General features: G+C 35.6%; 22 protein-coding genes and 1 pseudogene. 11 read left to right on the forward strand and 12 right to left on the reverse strand.

Translation table 11 applies throughout. From position 1 onward, the window contains the following. Positions 1-164 precede the first annotated feature (164 nt). From GQR59_RS16560 to GQR59_RS16575, 4 genes are all read left to right on the forward strand, one after another. A complete protein-coding gene (locus GQR59_RS16560; RefSeq protein WP_160064548.1) occupies positions 165-578 on the forward strand; it encodes a YjfI family protein in 414 nt (137 codons plus the stop codon). Between the two features lie 13 nt (positions 579-591). After that, on the forward strand, positions 592-1,275 hold the full coding sequence (locus GQR59_RS16565) for a PspA/IM30 family protein (RefSeq protein WP_160064550.1): 684 nt from the start codon (positions 592-594) through the stop codon (positions 1,273-1,275). Between the two features lie 207 nt (positions 1,276-1,482). After that, on the forward strand, positions 1,483-2,130 hold the full coding sequence (locus GQR59_RS16570; protein WP_160064552.1) for a hypothetical protein: 648 nt from the start codon (positions 1,483-1,485) through the stop codon (positions 2,128-2,130). Between the two features lie 2 nt (positions 2,131-2,132). Then, positions 2,133-2,474 (forward strand): hypothetical protein, encoded by a 342-nt coding sequence (locus GQR59_RS16575; RefSeq protein ID WP_201288131.1) that lies wholly within the window; start codon positions 2,133-2,135, stop codon positions 2,472-2,474. A 114-nt stretch (positions 2,475-2,588) separates the two neighbouring features. Here GQR59_RS16575 and GQR59_RS16580 read toward each other — a convergent pair whose 3' ends face one another. Both GQR59_RS16580 and GQR59_RS16585 read right to left on the reverse strand, forming a co-directional pair. Continuing rightward, positions 2,589-3,737: a methyl-accepting chemotaxis protein gene (locus GQR59_RS16580; protein WP_160064554.1), complete on the reverse strand. Its 1,149-nt coding sequence runs from the start codon at positions 3,735-3,737 to the stop codon at positions 2,589-2,591. Between the two features lie 199 nt (positions 3,738-3,936). After that, positions 3,937-5,448: a CYTH and CHAD domain-containing protein gene (locus tag GQR59_RS16585; RefSeq protein ID WP_160064556.1), complete on the reverse strand. Its 1,512-nt coding sequence runs from the start codon at positions 5,446-5,448 to the stop codon at positions 3,937-3,939. Between the two features lie 179 nt (positions 5,449-5,627). Here GQR59_RS16585 and GQR59_RS16590 point away from each other — a divergent pair, with 179 nt between their 5' ends. The 3 genes from GQR59_RS16590 to GQR59_RS16600 all read left to right on the forward strand — a co-directional run bounded on the left by GQR59_RS16590 (position 5,628) and on the right by GQR59_RS16600 (position 8,305). Then, positions 5,628-6,308 carry a TIGR00153 family protein gene (locus GQR59_RS16590; RefSeq protein WP_025562551.1) on the forward strand — a complete coding sequence of 227 codons (681 nt, stop codon included), beginning with the start codon at positions 5,628-5,630 and terminating at the stop codon, positions 6,306-6,308. A 16-nt stretch (positions 6,309-6,324) separates the two neighbouring features. Further along, positions 6,325-7,590, forward strand: coding sequence for an inorganic phosphate transporter (locus GQR59_RS16595; protein ID WP_160064558.1), 1,266 nt, complete (start codon positions 6,325-6,327; stop codon positions 7,588-7,590). Positions 7,591-7,702: 112 nt separating this feature from the next. Then, positions 7,703-8,305 carry a TIGR04211 family SH3 domain-containing protein gene (locus GQR59_RS16600; protein WP_160064560.1) on the forward strand — a complete coding sequence of 201 codons (603 nt, stop codon included), beginning with the start codon at positions 7,703-7,705 and terminating at the stop codon, positions 8,303-8,305. Between the two features lie 190 nt (positions 8,306-8,495). On the opposite strand, the gene GQR59_RS16605 is transcribed toward GQR59_RS16600, so the two are convergent. Together GQR59_RS16605 and GQR59_RS16610 are read right to left on the reverse strand one after the other, a co-directional pair. Next, a complete protein-coding gene (locus GQR59_RS16605) occupies positions 8,496-9,296 on the reverse strand; it encodes a general secretion pathway protein GspB (RefSeq protein WP_160064562.1) in 801 nt (266 codons plus the stop codon). Positions 9,297-9,303: 7 nt separating this feature from the next. Further along, a complete protein-coding gene (locus GQR59_RS16610; protein WP_160064564.1) occupies positions 9,304-10,917 on the reverse strand; it encodes an AAA family ATPase in 1,614 nt (537 codons plus the stop codon). A 183-nt stretch (positions 10,918-11,100) separates the two neighbouring features. Between GQR59_RS16610 and GQR59_RS16615 the strand changes: the two genes are divergently transcribed. Next, the gene (locus GQR59_RS16615; protein WP_160064566.1) at positions 11,101-12,336 is read left to right on the forward strand and encodes a multifunctional CCA addition/repair protein; all 1,236 of its coding nucleotides are present in this window, start codon (positions 11,101-11,103) and stop codon (positions 12,334-12,336) included. A gap of 180 nt (positions 12,337-12,516) precedes the next feature. Here the strand turns inward: GQR59_RS16615 and GQR59_RS16620 are convergent, their stop codons facing one another. Genes GQR59_RS16620 through folB form a run of 3 tightly spaced genes read right to left on the reverse strand, consistent with a single transcriptional unit; the run spans position 12,517 to position 14,192 of the window. Continuing rightward, positions 12,517-13,317 (reverse strand): undecaprenyl-diphosphate phosphatase, encoded by an 801-nt coding sequence (locus tag GQR59_RS16620; protein ID WP_160064568.1) that lies wholly within the window; start codon positions 13,315-13,317, stop codon positions 12,517-12,519. 33 nt (positions 13,318-13,350) lie between these two features. Next, a complete protein-coding gene (gene folK / locus GQR59_RS16625; RefSeq protein ID WP_160064570.1) occupies positions 13,351-13,839 on the reverse strand; it encodes a 2-amino-4-hydroxy-6-hydroxymethyldihydropteridine diphosphokinase in 489 nt (162 codons plus the stop codon). Beyond that, on the reverse strand, positions 13,839-14,192 hold the full coding sequence (folB, locus tag GQR59_RS16630) for a dihydroneopterin aldolase (protein WP_160064572.1): 354 nt from the start codon (positions 14,190-14,192) through the stop codon (positions 13,839-13,841). The genes folK and folB overlap by 1 nt, the downstream gene beginning before the upstream one ends. A gap of 170 nt (positions 14,193-14,362) precedes the next feature. Here folB and plsY point away from each other — a divergent pair, with 170 nt between their 5' ends. The 3 genes from plsY (at position 14,363) to gloA (ending at position 16,027) form a co-directional block, all read left to right on the forward strand. Beyond that, complete coding sequence (gene plsY, locus GQR59_RS16635; protein ID WP_160064574.1) at positions 14,363-14,959, forward strand: glycerol-3-phosphate 1-O-acyltransferase PlsY; 597 nt, start codon at positions 14,363-14,365, stop codon at positions 14,957-14,959. Between the two features lie 124 nt (positions 14,960-15,083). Beyond that, on the forward strand, positions 15,084-15,509 hold the full coding sequence (locus GQR59_RS16640; RefSeq protein ID WP_236546800.1) for a c-type cytochrome: 426 nt from the start codon (positions 15,084-15,086) through the stop codon (positions 15,507-15,509). Between the two features lie 107 nt (positions 15,510-15,616). Further along, a complete protein-coding gene (gene gloA, locus GQR59_RS16645) occupies positions 15,617-16,027 on the forward strand; it encodes a lactoylglutathione lyase (RefSeq protein ID WP_160064576.1) in 411 nt (136 codons plus the stop codon). Positions 16,028-16,166: 139 nt separating this feature from the next. Here the strand turns inward: gloA and trpS are convergent, their stop codons facing one another. The 5 genes and pseudogenes from trpS to GQR59_RS16670 form a co-directional block, all read right to left on the reverse strand. Further along, positions 16,167-17,168, reverse strand: a complete 1,002-nt coding sequence (gene trpS / locus GQR59_RS16650; RefSeq protein ID WP_160064578.1) for a tryptophan--tRNA ligase — start codon at positions 17,166-17,168, stop codon at positions 16,167-16,169. A gap of 21 nt (positions 17,169-17,189) precedes the next feature. Continuing rightward, the gene (locus GQR59_RS16655; RefSeq protein WP_160064580.1) at positions 17,190-17,861 is read right to left on the reverse strand and encodes a phosphoglycolate phosphatase; all 672 of its coding nucleotides are present in this window, start codon (positions 17,859-17,861) and stop codon (positions 17,190-17,192) included. Between the two features lie 12 nt (positions 17,862-17,873). Continuing rightward, positions 17,874-18,546: pseudogene (rpe, locus tag GQR59_RS16660) on the reverse strand (ribulose-phosphate 3-epimerase). Between the two features lie 102 nt (positions 18,547-18,648). Continuing rightward, positions 18,649-19,461, reverse strand: coding sequence for a Dam family site-specific DNA-(adenine-N6)-methyltransferase (locus tag GQR59_RS16665; protein ID WP_160064582.1), 813 nt, complete (start codon positions 19,459-19,461; stop codon positions 18,649-18,651). Then, the gene (locus GQR59_RS16670; protein WP_160064584.1) at positions 19,454-21,079 is read right to left on the reverse strand and encodes an AAA family ATPase; all 1,626 of its coding nucleotides are present in this window, start codon (positions 21,077-21,079) and stop codon (positions 19,454-19,456) included. Before GQR59_RS16670 ends, GQR59_RS16665 begins: the two co-directional genes overlap by 8 nt. Positions 21,080-21,081: the final 2 nt, after the last annotated feature.

Below are 21,081 nucleotides of genomic sequence, written 5' to 3' on the forward strand. Positions count from 1 at the left end.
TCGCAACCTTAAATATACGCGCTCAGTAAACTTAGATTAAACGGTTACCCTATTGTTAAATTAGGCTAGTACAAATAAAACACACAAACCCATTGACATATAATGCCACGGGGTCTAAATTAACACTCACAAGACATTTAATGTCAAAAAGGTTAAGGAACAAGATGAATATTCATACTATTGCTACACATCTAAATAAGTTAGCAGACGATACCGAAACGGGCTTTAACTTTGACTGCACACCGATTGACGGTGAGATAGATGTACTACAGGTGGAAATTATTGGTCGAGAAGAGATACCGATTTTTGTTTCTATTAGTGATAACCAAATTTTATGTATTGCCTACTTATGGGGCGAAGATGAAATCAAATCAGAACTAAAAGCAAATATGATGGAAGCGATGTTAGAAATGAACATCCCAATGCCATTATCAGCTTTTGCTAAAGTCGAAGACAAATACGTTGTTTTTGGCGCCCTATCAATCAACTCAAGCCTTGAAGATATTGAGCTTGAACTAGTCACTCTAAGCGATAACAGCCTTGAAGTGATCAGTGAAATGGATAGTTACTTAAATTAATTCGGAGTTTACAATGAGCATATTTAAAAAAATTATTACTGCAGTACGTGGTGGTGCAACAGAAGCTGGTGAAGCGATTGTAGATGCCAATTCAACAAGAATTTTCGAACAAGAAATTCGTGATTCAGAAAAACACATTACTATTGCAAAACGTGACTTAACAGAAGTGATGGCGAAGCAAATGCAAGCGGCACGCGAGTTAGCACAATTGCAAGCAAGTATTAAAGAGCACGAAGGCTATGCAATGCAAGCCCTAAACCAGAGCAATGAAGCATTAGCGATTGAAGTTGCTGAAAAAATTGCTGAATTAGAAACAACAGCTGCTGAGCAACAACAAGCAAATGAAAGCTTCTTAAAGAGTGCAGATCGATTAAAAGAACTAATTAAGAAAAGTGAACGTCAATTAACTGAATATAAACGTCAGTTAACCATGGTAAAAACAACTGAAAGCGTTCAAAAAGCAACGTCTGCAATAACAGATAACTTTACTGCAAGTAACTCTAAGTTATTAAATGCAAAAGATTCTCTTGAACGTATTAAGAAAAAACAAGCAATGTTTGATGATAAGCTAAAAGCGGCTGAACAATTAGAATCTGAAACACCAGAGCAAACATTAAAAAACAAATTACAAGAAGCGGGCATTGGTGAGCAACAAAACAGTGCACAATCAGTATTAGACCGTTTAAAAAATAAATAATCTATCTTCACTGTAATGAAAACACGACCAGCGGATGCTCGTCGTGTTTTTTACGTTAATGACTATAATTTTTTGTGTTAATAACTATAAATAGTCGCCTGCAATAATTACGATACAGTCATATTCATTAAAATATGTTATTTTTCTACCTAATAATTCTATGTAGTATTAACTCAAGTAGTTAATACGGTTAGTTTAAGGATCTCTATGCGCTTTTTAAAATCGTTATTTAATAAAAAACCTGCCGTACCTACTCGTGTTTTAAATGAACCTAAGCAATTGTTAAACGGTGACATATTCTGTTTTGGTGATAGTTTTGCGTTACCTGAAGCAATGCGTAAGCAACAATTACAAGTTAATGACATCACAACCATTGAATTCAGTCATGAGCATCACATACAACTTATTAGTCAAGGCGCAAGTGAGAAACTGGTTTATGTCAGTTTCCCTAAAAACCCTAAAAATCTTATTAAATGTAGTTTGTTATTAAGTCGCGCTGAAGTTGAAACCTTGTTTAATTTAGATGATTTTTCAGAGATTTTTGAAGCTCCAGGAAAAGCACGTCTAGCACCATTAACTGAACAGCATAGTTATGGTGATATGTTAGCGACGGAATACATTCAACAAGATTTTGAAACATCAGGCTATATCCATCAAGCAGATTATAGAGATAGCAAGCCACCAGAATTTACCGATCAAGAACATGGACGTGAGTTTCAATACTTCTCATTAGAAGGTAATAAGGGTTTACGTTTAATAGAAATATTTATTTTTGAAAATGGTGATACCGATGTTTATTTATCTAGCTTACGCCCAGCTAGCGACATTGCGGAATTGTGGATAAAAGGAGAGTAATAATGCCCAATGGTGAATTACCTAAAAAATGGCAGCAATCAGCAAAAGTAGTCAAAGCAGTACAAATTGCTTTTGATATGGATAGTAAGCTGCAATATAGCATTCGCCGTAGTGCATTAGACGAAGGCATCAGCCCTTCTGAAAAGATTCGTGACTTATTAGAATTACCAACACATAAGAAACCTAAGCGCCCTCGTTTGACGGTTAGTTTGAGCACTGATGATTATATTCAGCTTGGTCTCCGTTATAATATTGCGGCAGAAAACCAACTTGATATTAAAAAGTGTGTGATTGAAGAACTCACTAAGTTTGCAACTTATAGTGAATACTTTGAAGAAGAATAATATAAAAAACACACTCAAAAATGCCTTGGTTAATATTTACTTATCAGAATAAAAAGCACTGTAAGACAGTGCTTTTTATTCGATTTTAGTGTGTATGACTTTCATAACTTACCACTATGATGCCTTAGTTAGTTGCACAGAATAACCAAGAATTTCTTCCGTCATTTCTGTTACTTCTTGTAATACTACCACTGAGCCTTCAACGGTTTCTTTTACTTGCACTAAATTGCTATTGATTTCATCTGCGACTGTTGCCTGCTCTTTTGAAGCTGAAGCAATTTGGTAGTTAAGGTCTGAAATATGATTGACTTTACCTACAATATCAGACAATTTAATACCTGCTTTAGTTACTTCCGTTACACCAATTTCAGCTTCTTTAACACTACTGTCCATCAAACCTACTGCTTGTTGTGCGCTCTTTTGTAATAGTTCGATCATTGCTTGAATTTCAACAGTGGCATCTTGAGTACGTTTAGCAAGGTTTCTTACTTCATCGGCAACCACTGCAAAACCACGTCCAGCTTCACCAGCTCGAGCAGCTTCTATTGCTGCATTTAATGCTAATAAATTAGTTTGATCGGAAATACTACGAATAGTATCAACGACACTACCAATGCTTTCGACTTTCATTTCTACATTATTTACTGCTGTCGCTGAGTCATCAATATTTCTTGATAGCGCATTAATTGACGAGATAGTTGCATCAACGGCATTACGCCCTTCTTCCGCTACATTTGTAGCTTCCAAAGTAGAAACTGAAGCGCTTTCTGCATTACCTTCTACTTCTTTAACAGCAGCGGTCATTTCGTTCATTGCTGTTGCTAAAGAGCCGATTTGATCAAATTCTTCTGCGATTGATTCATTAATTATTTCCATGCAAGTACTAAACTGCTCTATTACTTCATGAAGCTTAGCCATAGTATTCGCATTCTGTTCAGTTTGATTTTTTGCGTTTGCAGCTTCCTGAACAGCACATAAATACAACTCAGAAAACGCACCTTTTAATTGGTCTGGTTTAGATGTGTGAGGCTCTTCAATATACTGCTTTAAGATTAAAACTTGCTTTTGATGACAATAATGCTGCCAAATAACAGCCAAGCTTAATAAGGCAATTAGAATAAATACTGGGGTTAAGTTAAAAGGCAAAAGTTGATTAAGTAATAATGTAAATACCGCTCCAATAATAAATAAAATAAAACCTTTCCCTAAAGCAGAAGTGTTCACTAATTTTTGTTCTAAACCGTTTAGTTGTATTTTCGCCATAAATTCACTCGCAAGAAAAGGTAAGTAAGATAAGAAGTTACTTAACTTATCGGCACTGTGAAAGAAAACATTAATGATAACGCGCTTAAATATACCTATTTAAGGTTAAATGTAGAGAATTTGTGATCTATTACTCCCTCTACATTTTTTTTGCTTTTAATTAAATGCTTTATTTTGTCCTGCTTTATAAAAATACGAGTTAACTCTCTGAAGCAAGCCAATACATTTCATTAGCTATCGCGCGTTGTTTGGATTGCTCAATAGCACTTAATAATGAAAATTGTTTACGCTTAACCCATTTAAAATATTCCGCCTGTACCACAATATCTTCTTCATCAACTGCTAACTCAGAAATAGCTCCAAGCATAGAAAGCTCTTGGATGCCTTGGTAAATATCTAACCATGGATAACAATACTCAGCACTTTGTTCCGCATCAAATAAGTTGCCAAGACTAAACCCTGTCATTAAGTTTGCCGTTAATAACCCTTGATGCTGTAATAAATTATCCGTTGTTAATAATGGTTCAGAAGATAGGGCTGTTTTTAATTTAGACCAACCCTCAGTTAATACCATATCTGAAAATGTCAGTAGCGATATTGAGTCCGCTTCAGTATCCGCTGTTTTTTCTAGTGCAATTAACCATTGCGTTAAACCTAAAACAAAATGGCAATAGCGTGAACTGTGCAATATATTAAAAATGTCTTCTTCACTTGGAAGCGCTTGGTCAGCTAGACGTAAATCTTTTTTTAATTGTTTTAATCGAGGTAATTTACGAATGTAATAGGCTTTATTTTCTAATAATTTTCTAAAAACTAAACGCTCATCAATCCATGAAAAGCTTCTCGCTAGCCATTGTAGGTCTTCAACCCATGCACAACCTAAGAATGAAGTACCTGCTTCTCTAAAAAGATGAATATTTTGATGTAAAAACATAATACTTTTCTGTAGTTCAACTAAAGCATCAAAATCACCACTTTCAAGATAACAATGTTCATGATATTGAAGATGTTTTAAACCATGTTGAAAATTAACAGAAAGTGCTTCACGCAAAACCATTTCAGGGTTCAAAGCCGAAAAATCAATCCGTTTAACTAAGAAATTAGCACCTTCTGTGAGCATATAACCTCGCTGTGCTTTGCTCACATTACCTAAACGAACTTGTGGTAAAGAAGCAATATCTTGCGCTAAAATAAATAATTGAGCCTCATCTCCTTTCACTAATTCTAATTCTATTTCGCAAATTTCAGTCTCACCTTGATTGGCTATAATTTTTCCGCAATCATAAGCAACTTCAATTAACGTTCCCTCTTGCATTTCTAATAACCAATGTAAGCGTCTGAAATCTGTACTAAATAATGGTGCTATTTGTTCCTGTAATTCACTTAAATTACAATCCTTAGGCCAAATTTTATTATTAAATCGTGTTAGCTCAGGTTCTAAACCTTCAATCGGTTCATTATATTCTGGACGCTGATGTAAGCCACCAATAACACGACCAGATGTTTTAATCGTTTGAGTATATTGATCATCAATACGACGAACTCTTAATCCCATATCCATCATTCTTAGAGAACGTGATGGTGTTTCAAAATAGACGTTGTACATCATTTGATCTTTATGAGAAATAACTGTGTGCTGGCTTATTTTATTCAGCAATTCATCGGCGAAGTGTGCGTTAAAAAAAAACTTAATTTCTATCTCTGTTTCCATAATATATACCGCAAATTACCCTTTATTTAATAGCCTAGATCAGTTTTAATCGTAAAATTTTCTCAATTATACTAAATTGATGTTCTATTGTGTGCAAAAGAAAGTTAACATGCGCCGCATATTAGATGTTCAATTGAACTAGAATGTGGTTACCAAACCATCAAAACCTAAGGTGAATCATGCCAGTTAATTCGATATTTGGAGTGTTTGCAAAATCTCCAATCAAACCGATCCAATTACACATGGACAAAGTTGCAGTATGTAGTGAATTGTTATTACCTTTCTTTGAAGCCAGTTCAAAAAATGACTGGGTCGAAGCAGAGAAAGTTCGTAAACAAATCTCTCAATATGAAAAACAAGCAGATGAACTTAAACGTGAATTGCGTTTAACGCTTCCAAAAGGTTTGTTTATGCCGATTGACCGAGCTGACTTATTAGAGCTTGTTAATCGCCAAGATAAAATTGCTAATACTGCAAAAGACATAGCTGGACGTATTTTTGGTCGTCAGCTGCAAATACCGAGTGAAATTTTTGTTGATTTCATGGCATACGTGCAACGTAGTTTAGATGCTATTCAACAAGCAAAAAATGCAATTAATGAGCTAGATGAATTACTAGAAACAGGCTTTAAAGGCCGTGAAGTAGACATTGTAACCAAAATGATTGAAGTGCTTGAAACGATTGAAGATGATACAGATTCATTACAAATCAAACTTCGTCGCAATTTATTAGCCATTGAAGATAATTACAAACCTGTAGATGTAATGTTTTTGTATAAAATTCTAGAGTGGGTAGGCAGTCTTGCAGATCATTCAGAATTAATCGGCACCCAGTTAGAACTTATTCTAGCTAGATCGTAGCTCTAAGGACTTAAAGATGGATATTTTAAATACATACGGCAGCATGTTAGTTATGTTTGCTGGCGCAGTAGGCTTTTTAATGGCTTGGGGTATTGGTGCAAACGATGTTGCCAATGCAATGGGGACCTCTGTTGGTTCAAAAGCACTAACGATCAAACAAGCTATTATCATCGCAATGATTTTTGAGTTTGCAGGTGCTTATTTAGCGGGTGGCGAAGTAACGTCAACAATACGTAAAGGCATTATTGATGCTTCCTATTTTGTCGATCAACCTGAGTTGCTTGTTTATGGTATGACGGCCGCATTATTAGCGGCTGGTTTATGGCTAATTATCGCTTCTTACTTTGGTTGGCCTGTTTCTACAACACACTCGATTGTAGGTGCCATTGTTGGCTTCTCAGCGGTAGGTGTTGGTGTTGACAGTGTTACATGGAGTAAAGTTGGAGGCATTATCGGCAGTTGGATAGTGACACCACTTATTTCCGGTATTATTGCTTACTTTATTTTCATGAGTTCGCAAAAGCTGATTTTTAATACCAAAGATCCCATTACTAATGCAAAACGCTATGTGCCTTTTTACATGTTTTTGGCCGGTTTCATATTGTCTTTAGTGACGATTACTAAAGGTCTTAAACACGTTGGATTACATTTTAGTACCATAGAAGCTATCATATTAGCGACTATAGTCGGTACTTCAATCGCGGTTATTGGCAAAGTATTTGTTAATCGAGTGAAAATTGATCCTAAAGCAGACAAACAAATGCATTTTGCTAATGTAGAAAAAATATTTGCTGTTTTAATGATTGTAACCGCTTGTGCTATGGCATTTGCACACGGTTCAAATGATGTTGCTAATGCAATCGGTCCATTAGCGGCGGTAGTAAGTATTGTTGAGCATAATGGACAAATTACAGCTAAAGCTGAACTAGCTTGGTGGATTTTGCCATTAGGTGGTATTGGTATCGTATTAGGTTTAGCGATATTCGGTAAACGTGTAATGGCAACTATTGGCCATGGCATTACCCATCTAACACCTAGCCGTGGTTTTGCAGCTGAATTAGCAGCCGCTTCTACGGTTGTAATTGCCTCTGGTACTGGATTACCTATTTCAACAACACAGACATTAGTTGGTGCGGTATTAGGGGTTGGTATGGCAAGAGGAATTGCAGCCTTGAACCTAGGTGTGGTGCGTAACATCGTCATTTCATGGGTCGTTACATTACCTATCGGTGCTGGTTTATCGATTATCTTCTTCTACATGTTAAAAAGTGTTTTTTCTTAAAAATTAATACTTCAAATCGAAAAAAGAGAGCTTAGGCTCTCTTTTTTGCTTTTACTGAGCATCAATAACTTTTAGAATGATTGCTCAATTTATTTGCTAAAAGGTCTTTCTTTTGAAATCAATCAAATTACTTTTACTGTGCTTCTTATTCCCATTCAGTAGCTTTGCTGCGACACAATACGTAAGTGACGAATTATCTATCTACATGCACTCAGGCCCAAGCCTACAATATCGTATTATCGGTACTATCGAAGTAGGTACATCGGTTGATACTTTAAAATACAATGAGAAAACAAAGTTTATGCAAGTCAAAACCCCAACGGGTAGAATCGGTTGGGTAAAATCATCTGAGATTCAAAAACAACCACCAGCAAAATCATTGCTACCTGAGATACAAAAACAATTTCAAACAAGCCAAGACAAGCTCAACACTATCAATAGTGATAATGCAAAAGCAAACGCTGATAAAGAACAAGCTATTATTGATAAAGATAGCCTAATAGCACAACTTGACAGTGAAAAAAGAGCGTTACGCGATACCATTGCAGATTTAAAAGAACGTAATATGGAATTAGATTTATTACAATCGACTAAAGATGAACGCATTAAAATGGAATGGTTAATGTACGGTGGTAGTGTTTTATTCTTTGGTATGTTGGTAGGCTTAATTCTACCGTTTTTACCACGTCGTAAAAAGCGTACTGACAACTGGTAAAGAACAAAAAATAAAGCAATACAATAATTTAAAATATAAGTTACTTAACATGTAAATAACTTATAAATAAAAACGCACATTAGTGCGTTTTTTTATGGCTTCATTTTAAACTTTAGTTGTATCATTTAATGTATATAGTTTAGCTTCCTAGCTTAATAAATACTTTAAAAAATCATCTAAAATAAAAAAATTAACCTTTCCAATCCTGTAGTGACTCCAACGTAAAGCTTTGTTTACCAAGACGGAATATACTCTGATGAGGTAATATATCGACTAATTCTATTTCGCCAAGAGACTCACCAACACGTAAATCAACTCCATTAATACGTATCCAACGATCTTTAGCTTCAGTAGAATAGACATGTGAATCATAGCGCATCACAGGTACTCTATATTGAAAGCGAGCAGGCATTGATGCAATATCAGAGGTTAATAATTCTTCATTTTTATCGACATACTCAGTAAAAGTCGCATTGCTCTCTTCTTCCACCGCTAATGCAAAACGTTGTTGTAAATCATCAGGCACATCATCAAGAGAGATATGATGAGTATTTTGCTTACTAGAAATGGTTCTTTTTGGAACAGAGCCATCAATAATTAATTGATCTGATTCAGCATTTTTGGCTACTGAGTTTTTCGCCGTATTAACATTAGCTTTTACCGCAGGTGTCCACTTCATTTCAGTCTTTTGCGATACAATCGGCAAAGGCTCAGTGTTAAAATCAATCTCACTCACTAAGCTATCGTAACGTGGGTTTTGTTTTTCAGGTATTGCATGTATTAGCTCTGCCACAGAAGGAATATATGGTATTGGTTTAACTGCTTCAACCGTCGGTTTAAATAACAAAAACACCACTATAGTTAGTAATATAACAATCACTAACAACGCAGCTACCATCATTGACTTCCAAATAGTATCTGTTGATTTATCAACAACAACAGGTTGATTTTGTTCTTTATTTTTTTCTAATGCTTTTAATATGGTGGACATAATGCCTCTACAATAATGAAGGTATTGTTGTATCTAACTGCTGCACTAAAGGCATTAATGTTTGTCGACCAACAATGCCATCCGCAACTAAATTATTATTATTTTGGAACTCAATCACTGTATTTTTCAATTTCCAATCAAAGCGACTTTTAGGGTTTTCAGATACCCCATACACTCGATTTAATTGTTTAGATAACCATAATACTCTATCGCCTTTTTCACCAAATTTTAATGGTTTAGTAATATCAAAAGGAACTTGCCATAATAGCGTTAATTCGCCAGTCCAATACTCGGTTAACCATGAACGATTTACTTCTATCTTTTGTTTACCAATCAATAGTTCATATTCTTTATTTACTTTATAAAGTACCGCATAAACAGAATCCTCATCACTCACGAGTTCGATAACAGCAGGGTAATTGAGTTGCTCTAACTTTTGTAAGGACGTGTTCTCTGAATAACATTGTAATGAGGCTGTATCGCCTTCTGCACAGCTTGCCTGATCTAAACTAACCTCATAACCCCATATGGCATAAAGTGTTTTTAGGGCATTTGAAAACTCGCCATTACTTAAATCTAACTCGGGATAATTATCAAACCAAGATAAGTTATTAAAAGAAGTACTAACCGCTCTAGACTGTACAGGCACAGTATGAGATAAATTAAACTCACTTATTGTTTCAATTGATTCTCTTGGTTGATTAAAATTATGAAATATTTTAGGAGCTTGTATAGCTGTAAACGCGGTTAAAATAACGAGTAGTAAAATTCGCCATCCTTGCTTAAACGATCTACCTTCATTTTTATCATTAAGACTTAAATCAATTTCTTTTACAGCTAAATCAATCATTTTAGCCGTCACTTTAGGTGAATTTTGACTATATGCACAAAGCATACTGCGGTCACAAATTAAATTAATTAATCTTGGTACACCACGACTATACTTAAATATGCGTTTAAGTAATTTTGTTTCAAAAATAGGGGTAGTTGCACCTGCAACATTGAGTCTATGCTGAATATAAAATTCACTTTCTTGTAAAGTCAGTGGCAATAGATGGTAACGAGCGGTAATACGTTGAGCTAATTGACGTAATTGGTTTTCTTTGAGTTTTTGTTGTAACTCTGTTTGTCCAATTAAAATAACTTGTAATGGTTTTTTGTTGTTTGATTCTATATTAGTTAATAGCCTTAATTGCTCAAGAACAGCGAAGCTAAGATGTTGAGCTTCATCGATCAAAACGATCGCATTACGTCCATTTTCAAAATTGCCAATCATCCAACTACTGATTGCGTCAAATAAGGTTTTTAAGCTTGCTCTATCAACATCATAATCAATTTTTAATTGGTCACAAATAGTCGCTAACAATTCTACTTCTGTTTGAGCAGGATTTAGTATGTAGGCAATATCCGTATCATCAGAGATATCTTTTAAGAGTGCACGGCATACAGTGGTTTTACCTGTTCCCACTTCACCGGTTAATAAAACAAAACCACCGTTACCTATCAAGCCATACATTAAATGCGCTAATGCTTCTTTATGGCGATCACTTAAAAATAAGAAATCAGGATCTGGAGAGATCGAAAATGGCTGTTCTTTCAAAGAAAAAAATTCTTGGTACATTATAAACCTTAGACAAAATGTTGAGCCGTATTAATAACAATGGAAATAAATAACCGATAAATATTACTAACCATCATATTAGATCACATACTGATGACAATTATCATTAATGAAATAAACAAGCTTCTGCATATTTAGCTAGTTTCGGTATAATAACTAAATTATTCATTAAGGGGGGAAACAATGCGTGTATTTTTAGTCGGCGGCGCAGTTAGAGATCAACTATTAGGCCTAGAAGTCAAAGACCATGATTTTGTTGTCATTAATAGCACCCCAGAAGCAATGTTAGAAAAAGGTTTTACCCAAGTTGGTAAAGACTTTCCTGTCTTTCTTCACCCCAATACTGGTGAAGAGTATGCATTAGCCAGAACTGAACGTAAACAAGGTATCGGATATACTGGGTTTAGTTGTTACGCAGGGCAAGATGTCAGTTTAGAAGATGATTTAGCAAGGCGTGACCTCACTATTAATGCTATTGCCCAATCTGAAGACAAGCAGTTATTCGATCCTTATTTCGGACAACAAGATTTAGAAAAGAAAATATTGCGCCACATTAGTCCAGCATTCAGCGAAGACCCTCTAAGAGTATTAAGAGTTGCCCGTTTTGCGGCTCGATTCGCCAACCTTGGTTTTCATATCGCACCAGAAACACTCACTCTAATGAAAGAGATTTCGGCCAGTGGAGAATTACAAAGTTTAACCCCAGAACGTGTTTGGGTTGAAACTGAAAAAGCTTTACAAACAGATAGCCCGCAAGTTTATTTTCAAATACTGCGTGACTGTGGTGCATTAGCCGCTTTATTTCCTGAAATTGATAACTTATATGGCGTGCCTGCTCCGAAACGCTGGCATCCAGAAATTGATACTGGTATCCATACTTTAATGGTTGTAGAGCAAGCTTGTTTATTGTCAGACTCAGTTGCTTTTCGTTTCGCCTGCTTAGTGCATGATTTAGGAAAAGCTTTGACGCCAGAAAGTGAATGGCCGAGTCATAAAGGACATGGGTTTAAAGGTTTATCAGTGATTAAAAAATTCTGTAAGCGCCTTAAAGTGCCTAATGAGTACCGAGATCTCGCATTATTAGTGAGTGAGCACCACACTAATATTCACAGTGCTTTTGAGTTAAGAGCGAGCACGATGGTCGGTATCATGGATAAATGTGATGCATGGCGTAAACCACACCGCTTTCAACAAATGTTGCAATGCTGTGTAGCAGACTCTAAGGGACGAACTGGCTTTGAGTTGTTACCTTACCCAACGGCAGATTATATGTGGCAAGGATTTCAAGCTGCTTTAAAAGTAGATATACAAGCCATCATAGCGCAAGGTTTTCAAGGGGCTGACATCAGAAGTAAATTAAATGAACAACGTATTCAGTTAGTACAAATATTTAAAGACGTTCATAAACGCACGACTTAATTATAATTAATAAGCGTATTAGATAACGACTCATACTTGTTTCTATTATGAATATGAAGTTATTTATTTTTACTGTACTTATATTACTTAGCAGTGTCTGATAATAGAAATATACAAGGTGGCTATTGAAGCCACTTTGTCTATTTCAAATCCACTTAATTCCCGTTTTAACAAGCCAACTTAACTTGCTAAAACATAAAACAAAGCCGCCCCCAATAACAATCGATAAATAACAAACGGTAGCATACCGACTTTATTTAATAAGATTAAAAATACATGAATACATAAAATTGCACTGATAAATGAAACACCTGCACCTAAAAATAAAGATGGCCAATCAACATATTCATCTGATAAAACAAACTTTAATAAGTCATATCCCGATGCCATCGCAATAATTGGAATTGACATTAAAAAAGAAAAACGAGCAGCAGCATTACGCGTTAAACCAAGCATTAAGCCGGCAGTGATAGTGATTCCAGAGCGAGAGGTTCCAGGTATTAAAGCGAGTGCCTGTGCAAAACCTAAAATAATGGCACCTTTTAATCCTGTCTGATATTCAGTTTTTACTTGTGTTGCTTTTGCATCTGCCCACCAAAGTAACAAGCCAAACACAACAGTGGTTATTGCAATGACATAACCACTACGTAAATACACTTCAATATAATCTTTACCTAAAAAACCAATCGCTGCAGCAGGTATCGTTGACCATATAATCCACCATGCTAATTTACTATCTTGGCTGTGTTTTTTATTTTTTACTGAATCAACCCAGGCAACCGACATGTTACTGACTTCACGATAAAAATAGATCAGCACAGCCGATAAGGTGCCAATATTCAACATTAAATCAAAGGCTAACCCCTGATCTTGCCAGCCTAATAATACTGACGGCAAAATTAAATGTGCTGAACTGGAAATGGGCAAAAACTCAGTTAACCCTTGAATCAAGGCTAATACTACAACTTCTAAAATACTCATTTTTATCTCATCTGCTTATGTGTCATTGCTTTATTAATTAAAAATAGGCAATGCTACTTTCCATAGTTTTTGTTTGCCCGCTGGGTATTTCGACCATAAATTCTGGTAACTGACACCTAAAATGGGATGTATTAATGTTGGCGCTAATTCAGCTAAGGGTTGAAGTACAAAAGCATTTTTGATGATTTCTGCACGCGGAAGATCTAACGTATACTCTATCTCTTGATCGTATAATAATAAATCTAAATCCAACGTTCTTGGGGCAAATTTAATGGCTTTTTCAGGCCTTCCTAGCTGCACTTCTATCTTCTTTAATTTTTGTATAACCAGTGAGATTGATAACTCGCTATTTAGTTCCACTACTAAATTATAAAAAAGTCCTCCTTTAAACCCCACAGACTCACTTTCAAAAATACTGGATAACTTGAGCTCTCCGAAGGTATCTTTTAATAACAGTATCCCTTCTCGAATATTGTCCTGTCGATTGATACTAGAGCCGACACCAACAAAAATATGAGCCACTATTTTATTCCACGTTCAATTTGTACACCTAGGCTTTGCGCTTTAGCTAATGCACCAGGTTTATGCAGTGTTAGTTTTATCCATGTCACCGAAAATTCCTGCATGATCAATGCAGCAACACGTTCCGCCATGGTTTCAATTAGTTCAAATTGATTCTGCTGTGCAAACTGGTTTACGCGTTCAGAAACACTGAAATAATTCAAAGCAAGGTTAATATCATCACTATCGGCAGCTGGTTTATTATCAAATGCCATTTCTAGGTCAAAATACAATTTTTGTTGTATTCCTTTTTCCCAACCATAAACACCAATTGTACTAATTACTTCTAACTGTTTAATAAAAACAATATCCATTTTTAAATCCCATAGCGATGTCCATTTTGATACAACGGCGCTTTTTTTTGTGTCTATTAGCGAGTAAACTCGAGTGTTAAACTGAATATTATAATAAGTTAATAAAATATTTATCTATATATCTATTATAATTGCACCGCATTTTACCTTAATAGGATGAAATAAGTACCATGATTATACTGGCAACATTTATTTTTAGTATATCGGCTTACTTTTTAGGAGCCTTAAATGGCGCCATTTTATTATGTAAATTTAAAGGCTGGCCAGACCCAAGATTACATGGCTCAAAAAACCCAGGTGCTACCAATATATTACGAATGCATCACGCTCAAGCAGCCAGTTTAGTACTTCTCTTTGACTTATTAAAAGGGACTTTACCTGTTTATTTAGCTTATTTTGCAGGTATTCCACCGATTGCTATTGGTATTATTGGTATCGCAACTTGCTTAGGCCATATCTTCCCTCCTTATTTTGACTTCAAAGGCGGAAAAGCGGTCGCAACAGGATTAGGGACGTTGTTACCTTTAGGAATGGATATGACAGGGTTAGTTGTTATTACCTGGTTATTAACCGTTGCGATCAGTGGTTATGCTTCATTGGCTGCAATTATTACTGCTATTGCCGCACCGGTTTTTGTACACTACATAAAGCCTGAGTTCACTTTGCCTGTTTTGATGCTCTCATGTTTAATCATTCTGAGGCATATTAGTAATATTCGTCGTTTATTAACCGGTAAAGAAAAGAAAATAGTGAACTGGAAACAATAATATCCATAAAGAGATTGGTAGTTAAAGGCAATCTCGTTATAATTGAAAAAATCACAACAAATACACAATAATTACCAGGATTGGTAAAAATATTGGCTTTTTATTAACACTTACAGGAGTTCATGTGACCCTTATTAAACGTCTCAGCCTATTTATCACTCTTTCAATGAGCTTGTTCAGCGTATCGAGCTTTGCACAAGATTTCTCTGATGAAGCGATTGCAAGTCGTATCGCTCCTATCAGTGATGTATATATAAATGGTGAAATAGTCACTGCTAATACCACTAGTGCATCAGATGAGCCTGCAGAACCGCGTTCTGGTGAGCAAGTTTACGGTACATTTTGTATCGCTTGTCATGGTACAGGTGCCGCTGGTGCTCCAATCAAAGGAGATGCTGCAGCGTGGGGGCCTCGTATAGCACAAGGTGAAGAAACGTTAATTAAACATGCTCTTTCAGGCTTTAATGCAATGCCTGCAAAAGGAACTTGTAGCAACTGTAGCGACGACGAAATTATTGCAACAGTTAAGTTTTTGATCCAAGGTTTATAATAAGCGTTAAAATCTTTATTATTAAGCTTGTGTATGAGTAAAAATTAAAAAAGACAAATTTAGATTTGTCTTTTTTTGTATCTATTTTCGATAAGAGGACAAGTATTATGCGTTTATTACACACAATGTTACGTGTGACTGATTTACAAAAGTCATTAGATTTTTACCAAAATGTACTGGATATGAAATTATTACGCCAGTCAGAAAATGCTGAGTATAAGTATACACTTGCTTTTTTAGGTTACGGTGATGAGCTTGACACAACAGTTATCGAATTAACTTATAACTGGGGTACAGACGCTTACGAATTAGGTAATGCTTATGGTCATATTGCCATTGAAACTGATGATATTTACCAAACTTGCGAAAAAATAAAAAGTTTGGGTGGCGTTATCACGCGTGAACCAGGACCAGTAAAAGGCGGTACCACTGTGATTGCATTTGTAAAAGATCCGGATGGTTACATGATTGAATTAATTAATAAAAAAGATGCAGGTAAAGGTTTAGGCGAAAGCTAATTATTAGACTCATTACTTAGCGTGATGAGTCAGTATCGAATAGAAAATGGCATATTAAGATTAAATAAAAAAGGCTGATTCGATATCAGCCTTTTTTGTGTCCATTTATTACGCTTTAGCATTGATTTAATAAATGTATTTATTTAGGTAAAAAGCCAACGCGATCATACACTTTAGCCAGTGTTTCAGCCGCTCGTTCACGTGCTTTCTCTGCGCCAACTCTTGCAATCGACTGCAATGCATCTTCATCAGCACGCAATGCTTTGAAACGCTCTTGAATTGGCGCTAATAAAGTTACAACTGCTTCTGCCGTGTCTGATTTTAAATGCCCATACATTTTATCTTCGTATTCAGGGATCAAGCTTTCAATTGATTTACCTGTTGAACATGAAAGTAAGGTTAATAAGTTAGAAACACCTGGTTTTTCAGCAGTATCAAAATAGATACGCGCTTGCTCGTCAGTATCTGTCATCGCACTTTTAATTTTCTTGGCTATTTTCTTTGGGTCTTCCAATAATGCAATAAAGTTCTTTTCATTATCGTCAGATTTAGACATCTTTTTAGTGGGTTCTTGCAAGCTCATAATACGAGCACCATGCTCTGGAATAGCAGGCTCAGGAACGACAAAAGTATTGCCATAAGCGTTATTAAAACGAGTGGCGATATCACGTGCTAATTCAAGATGCTGTTTTTGGTCACTTCCAACAGGCACACTACTAGGGCCATATAACAAAATATCTGCAGCCATCAATACAGGGTAGCTATACAAACCCGCGTTAATGTTAGTCACATTTTTTTGCGATTTATCTTTAAACTGCGTCATACGGTTTAACTCACCCATTTGCGTATGACAGTTTAAAATCCAAGATAATTCTGCATGCTCTGGTACTTGAGATTGAATAAACATAGTACTTTTTTGTGGATCAATGCCAACAGCTTGATACATTGCTAAACCATCATAAATCGCGCTACGCAACGCTTTTGGGTCTTGACGAACTGTAATTGCATGTAAATCGACAAGACAGAATAAACAGTCATGTGTCTCTTGCATTACAACCCATTGACGCAATGCGCCCATGTAGTTACCGATAGTTAAGCCGCCTGATGGCTGACATCCGCTTAATACAACTGGTTTAGTCATTGTTTATTTCCTTCATTGCTTTTAAAGCAATGTTAATAATTCATCAAAATGATTAATAAGATAATCTGGTTTCATATCCGCAATTGGCTCGCCGAAGTTATATCCGTAAGTTAATGCAATAGTTTTTACTGATGCATTTTGGCCAGCTAATATGTCGTTGCGAGAGTCCCCTACCATTACGGTTTCAGACTTGTTGACGTTAAAATGTTCACAGGCATGGTTAACTTGCATTGGATCAGGCTTGTTTTTAGCTAATGTATCTCCACCAATTAACAAATCAAAACAACGATTTATTCCAAAATAGCGTAATAGTTCAGGTAAAAATTTCTCTGCTTTATTGGTAATTAAAGCAATTTTATAACCTTTGTCTTGTAGCGAAAATAAAGTACTTTTTACAGCAGGGTATAAACCAGATTCAGTATTTAAAAATTGTCGATAATAACCTTCAAAGATCGCAACGGCTTCAATTAATTCAACATCAGATATAGTTTTATCTTGAACATGCAATAAACAACGTTCCACCATTTTGGTGATGCCGTCGCCTACCCATGTTTTAACAATTAGGCCATTTACATTTGGTAATGATAAATCCTCTAACATTGAGTTCAATGCTAAACGTAAATCCGGTACGCTATTAACTAACGTACCATCAAGATCAAAACAAATTAATTTAATATCAGTAATTTGGGGCATATTAACTCATCTCTATTTTACTTGAGCTAGCTGTTCACGCATGTCGTCAATAACCGCTTTGTAATCAGGCTGATTAAAGATAGCTGAACCAGCAACAAACATATCTGCACCTGCCTCTGCAATTTCTTTGATATTATCCGTTTTAACACCACCATCGACTTGTAGACGAATATCTCGACCACTATCATCAATTAATTTACGTACTTGACGTAGTTTTTCAAGTGTATGGGGAATGAATGATTGGCCACCCAAAACCTGGGTTCACTGACATTAATAAAACCACATCGAGTCTATCCATAACGTGCGTTAATTCTTCTAATGAAGAGGCTGGGTTTAAAACTAACCCAGCTTTACAGCCATGATCTCTAATTAATTGTAATGAACGATCGACATGCTTTGACGCATCAGGATGGAAAGTAATAATTGATGCACCTGCATTAGCAAACTCAACAATCATTGTATCAACAGGTTCTACCATAAGATGTACATCGATTGGTGCTGTGATACCAAAGTCACGTAGCGCTTTACAAACCATTGGACCGATCGTTAAGTTAGGAACGTAATGGTTATCCATTACATCAAAATGCACTACATCGGCACCATCGTCTAATACTTTTTGAACATCTTCGCCTAAACGAGCAAAGTCTGCAGAAAGGATAGAAGGTGCAATTAAATAATCAGTCATGGTGGTTTGTCCCTAGATAGAAATAAGCTAAATAATGAGTGCATTATTCTACCTAAGCGGCGCCTAACACACTAATTTTTATTTCTGATGTTTGCTCTAGATTTATTTTTTAGCGGGGAAAAATGCAAATAATTCAGCAACTGGTTTACGATCTGTTGATTTACTGCTAATCGTACGTGAGACAAAAATCTTATCGCAATCAGCATCACGATATAATTCCTGCGTTAACGTTGTATCATGATTACTTAACAAGACTGCAGCTTTACTTTCACGCGCTAGTTTTGCTAATTGAGCTTGATCATCCAAGCTGAACCCTTGGGTTGCGTAACTCGTAAAAGAAGCACTTTTACTTAATGGAACGTAAGGAGGATCACAATAAAGCACATCTGTATCGCGTAGATACAAAAATAGCTTTTGATAAGGCTTACAGGTAAAAGTGGCTTTTTTAGCTTTTTCAGAAAAATATAATAATTCATTTTCTGGAAAATACGGCTGTTTATAGCGACCAAAAGGGACATTAAAACCGCCACTTTTATTATAACGGCACAAGCCATTATAACCATGACGATTCATATATAAGAATAACAATGAACGTAAGTAGACATCTTCGCTTTTATTAAATTTTTCTCGTAACTGATAATAAACATCTTCTTTATTATATTCAGGTTGGAAATAAACCTTCGCATCACGAATAAACTGTTTAGGTTTACGTTTAATAATTTTATACATTTCAATTAGATCAGGGTTGATATCATTGAGTATGTATTCATCAAAATCACTATTTAAAAATACCGATCCTGCGCCAACAAAAGGCTCTATTAAACGTTTTGCTTCAGGTAAACGAGCATTAATTTGCTCAGTTAAGGTGTATTTACCACCAGCCCACTTCAAAAAGGCTCTATTTTTTTTATTCATTATTTAACCGCAAATCATTATGTACCGCTTGCCATGTTTTTATCCAAGTTGGCATACCTTTAAATGCATCAGGGAAACTTTTAATTGCCAAACTTGCAGACTCTACTGAAGAATACTCACCATAAACCACTACAAACCAAGGTTTATTATTTCGAATCGTTTTATAAGAAAAAACATCCCCTCTATCTGAACTATATTTCTGTTGAAAAGCGACTAAATAGGCGCGAGATGCCATACCTGATATTTGTATCGTGAATTTTTTTGGACTTTTCGATAATAAAATATAAGTAGGAGTTAATAAGCTATCTTCTTTTTGCTTAGAAGTTATAGGCTGTTTCTCCTTTACACTAGTCGAAGAAACACTGACTGGTAGCTGCTCTACAACACTTTTATTTTCTGCTGATGGTTCAATATCACCATCAACTAGCGGTGTAGTATCTTGTTTTTTATTAATTAGAACATCTTCGTTAACTATCTCATCATTAATAACAGGAGGAAGCTGTAATAATAACGGTACTTCATGCTCATCAATATTTTTATTCGCAGGCATCTTCTGAACGTCACTACTTACCGTTTCGCTCAATACTGTTAACTCAATTAACTGATTATCTGATATGACAACACGTTGTTCAGTTCTATCTGATAAACCTACCATTGCTTTATTATCTGTAACCCCAAGCTCTAAAGTAGACCATGAACTAGCAAGTGACTCTTGTTTTGTCGTCTCAGTAGAAGTTAACTCAGTAATTTCATCTGTAACACGTAACGCATCATTCGATTCACTTTTTTGTGGTGAGTTTGATACAAACTTAGGGTAAAGATAAGCAGCCAATATACTGACAATAATGACTAACATAAGCATTAATAATACTGCAGGTAACTTTGTTTTAATCCAAGAAGGTGCGATGGTTTCAAGTAAACCTTGGCTTAAATCTTCTGCTAATTTAATTATTTTTTGAGGGTTGCCATTGCACAAACTTAACTGACGATTTAAAGCATCTTGATGTTGTAATTTAGCCTGATAGCCTACTTGTTGAAAGTTATGAAGCATTAATTCCTTCGCTTCTTGAGCACTCAATGCCGGTAATGTTAACTCAAGATGATTCAATGTAGATTGAAGTCGACTGACCAAGTGGGTACCAATATAATTTAAATAAGTTCGGGTTGTTTTTTCATCCGTTAACAACAAGACATTAAATGTATTATCTTGTGCAAGATTAGGCGCAGAAAATAACTCACATAGTTCAATAATGAAATCATCGGGTAAGTATTGTGCGTTATCAATAATGATTAATTTATTCTGCACTCTTTTTTCTGATTGTTGTAATCGAGAAATTGTATCTAATAGTTTATCTTCAGCATTAAATAATGCCTTAGCGTACAACTGAGCAATAATTTTTTGACGTAATGCATTATCTGTCAGCTCATTACCTAATGAGATATACACTTGCTGTAAATCACTCGGTAAAATATTTGAGAGATTTTCAGTAAGTGTACTTTTACCTGAGCCAGCCTCTCCAGAAACAAAAATAAGTGAAGAAGATAAATAAATATGATGTTGCAGCCGTTCTATTAACTGCAACTGAGAGGGGAGTGAAATTAATGTTCTCTCGACCATAA

The organism is Psychromonas sp. L1A2 (assembly GCF_009828855.1).
Classification (GTDB): domain Bacteria; phylum Pseudomonadota; class Gammaproteobacteria; order Enterobacterales; family Psychromonadaceae; genus Psychromonas.

Bases quoted from the DNA above. Each gene is read 5' to 3' on its own strand.
- GQR59_RS16560 (WP_160064548.1), top strand. From the start codon at position 165: ATGAATATTCATACTATTGCTACACATCTAAATAAGTTAGCAGACGAT.
- GQR59_RS16565 (WP_160064550.1), top strand. From the start codon at position 592: ATGAGCATATTTAAAAAAATTATTACTGCAGTACGTGGTGGTGCAACA.
- GQR59_RS16570 (WP_160064552.1), top strand. From the start codon at position 1,483: ATGCGCTTTTTAAAATCGTTATTTAATAAAAAACCTGCCGTACCTACT.
- GQR59_RS16575 (WP_201288131.1), top strand. From the start codon at position 2,133: ATGCCCAATGGTGAATTACCTAAAAAATGGCAGCAATCAGCAAAAGTA.
- GQR59_RS16580 (WP_160064554.1), bottom strand. From the start codon at position 3,737: ATGGCGAAAATACAACTAAACGGTTTAGAACAAAAATTAGTGAACACT.
- GQR59_RS16585 (WP_160064556.1), bottom strand. From the start codon at position 5,448: ATGGAAACAGAGATAGAAATTAAGTTTTTTTTTAACGCACACTTCGCC.
- GQR59_RS16590 (WP_025562551.1), top strand. From the start codon at position 5,628: ATGCCAGTTAATTCGATATTTGGAGTGTTTGCAAAATCTCCAATCAAA.
- GQR59_RS16595 (WP_160064558.1), top strand. From the start codon at position 6,325: ATGGATATTTTAAATACATACGGCAGCATGTTAGTTATGTTTGCTGGC.
- GQR59_RS16605 (WP_160064562.1), bottom strand. From the start codon at position 9,296: ATGTCCACCATATTAAAAGCATTAGAAAAAAATAAAGAACAAAATCAA.
- GQR59_RS16610 (WP_160064564.1), bottom strand. From the start codon at position 10,917: ATGTACCAAGAATTTTTTTCTTTGAAAGAACAGCCATTTTCGATCTCT.
- GQR59_RS16615 (WP_160064566.1), top strand. From the start codon at position 11,101: ATGCGTGTATTTTTAGTCGGCGGCGCAGTTAGAGATCAACTATTAGGC.
- GQR59_RS16620 (WP_160064568.1), bottom strand. From the start codon at position 13,317: ATGAGTATTTTAGAAGTTGTAGTATTAGCCTTGATTCAAGGGTTAACT.
- folB (WP_160064572.1), bottom strand. From the start codon at position 14,192: ATGGATATTGTTTTTATTAAACAGTTAGAAGTAATTAGTACAATTGGT.
- plsY (WP_160064574.1), top strand. From the start codon at position 14,363: ATGATTATACTGGCAACATTTATTTTTAGTATATCGGCTTACTTTTTA.
- gloA (WP_160064576.1), top strand. From the start codon at position 15,617: ATGCGTTTATTACACACAATGTTACGTGTGACTGATTTACAAAAGTCA.
- trpS (WP_160064578.1), bottom strand. From the start codon at position 17,168: ATGACTAAACCAGTTGTATTAAGCGGATGTCAGCCATCAGGCGGCTTA.
- GQR59_RS16655 (WP_160064580.1), bottom strand. From the start codon at position 17,861: ATGCCCCAAATTACTGATATTAAATTAATTTGTTTTGATCTTGATGGT.
- GQR59_RS16665 (WP_160064582.1), bottom strand. From the start codon at position 19,461: ATGAATAAAAAAAATAGAGCCTTTTTGAAGTGGGCTGGTGGTAAATAC.
- GQR59_RS16670 (WP_160064584.1), bottom strand. From the start codon at position 21,079: ATGGTCGAGAGAACATTAATTTCACTCCCCTCTCAGTTGCAGTTAATA.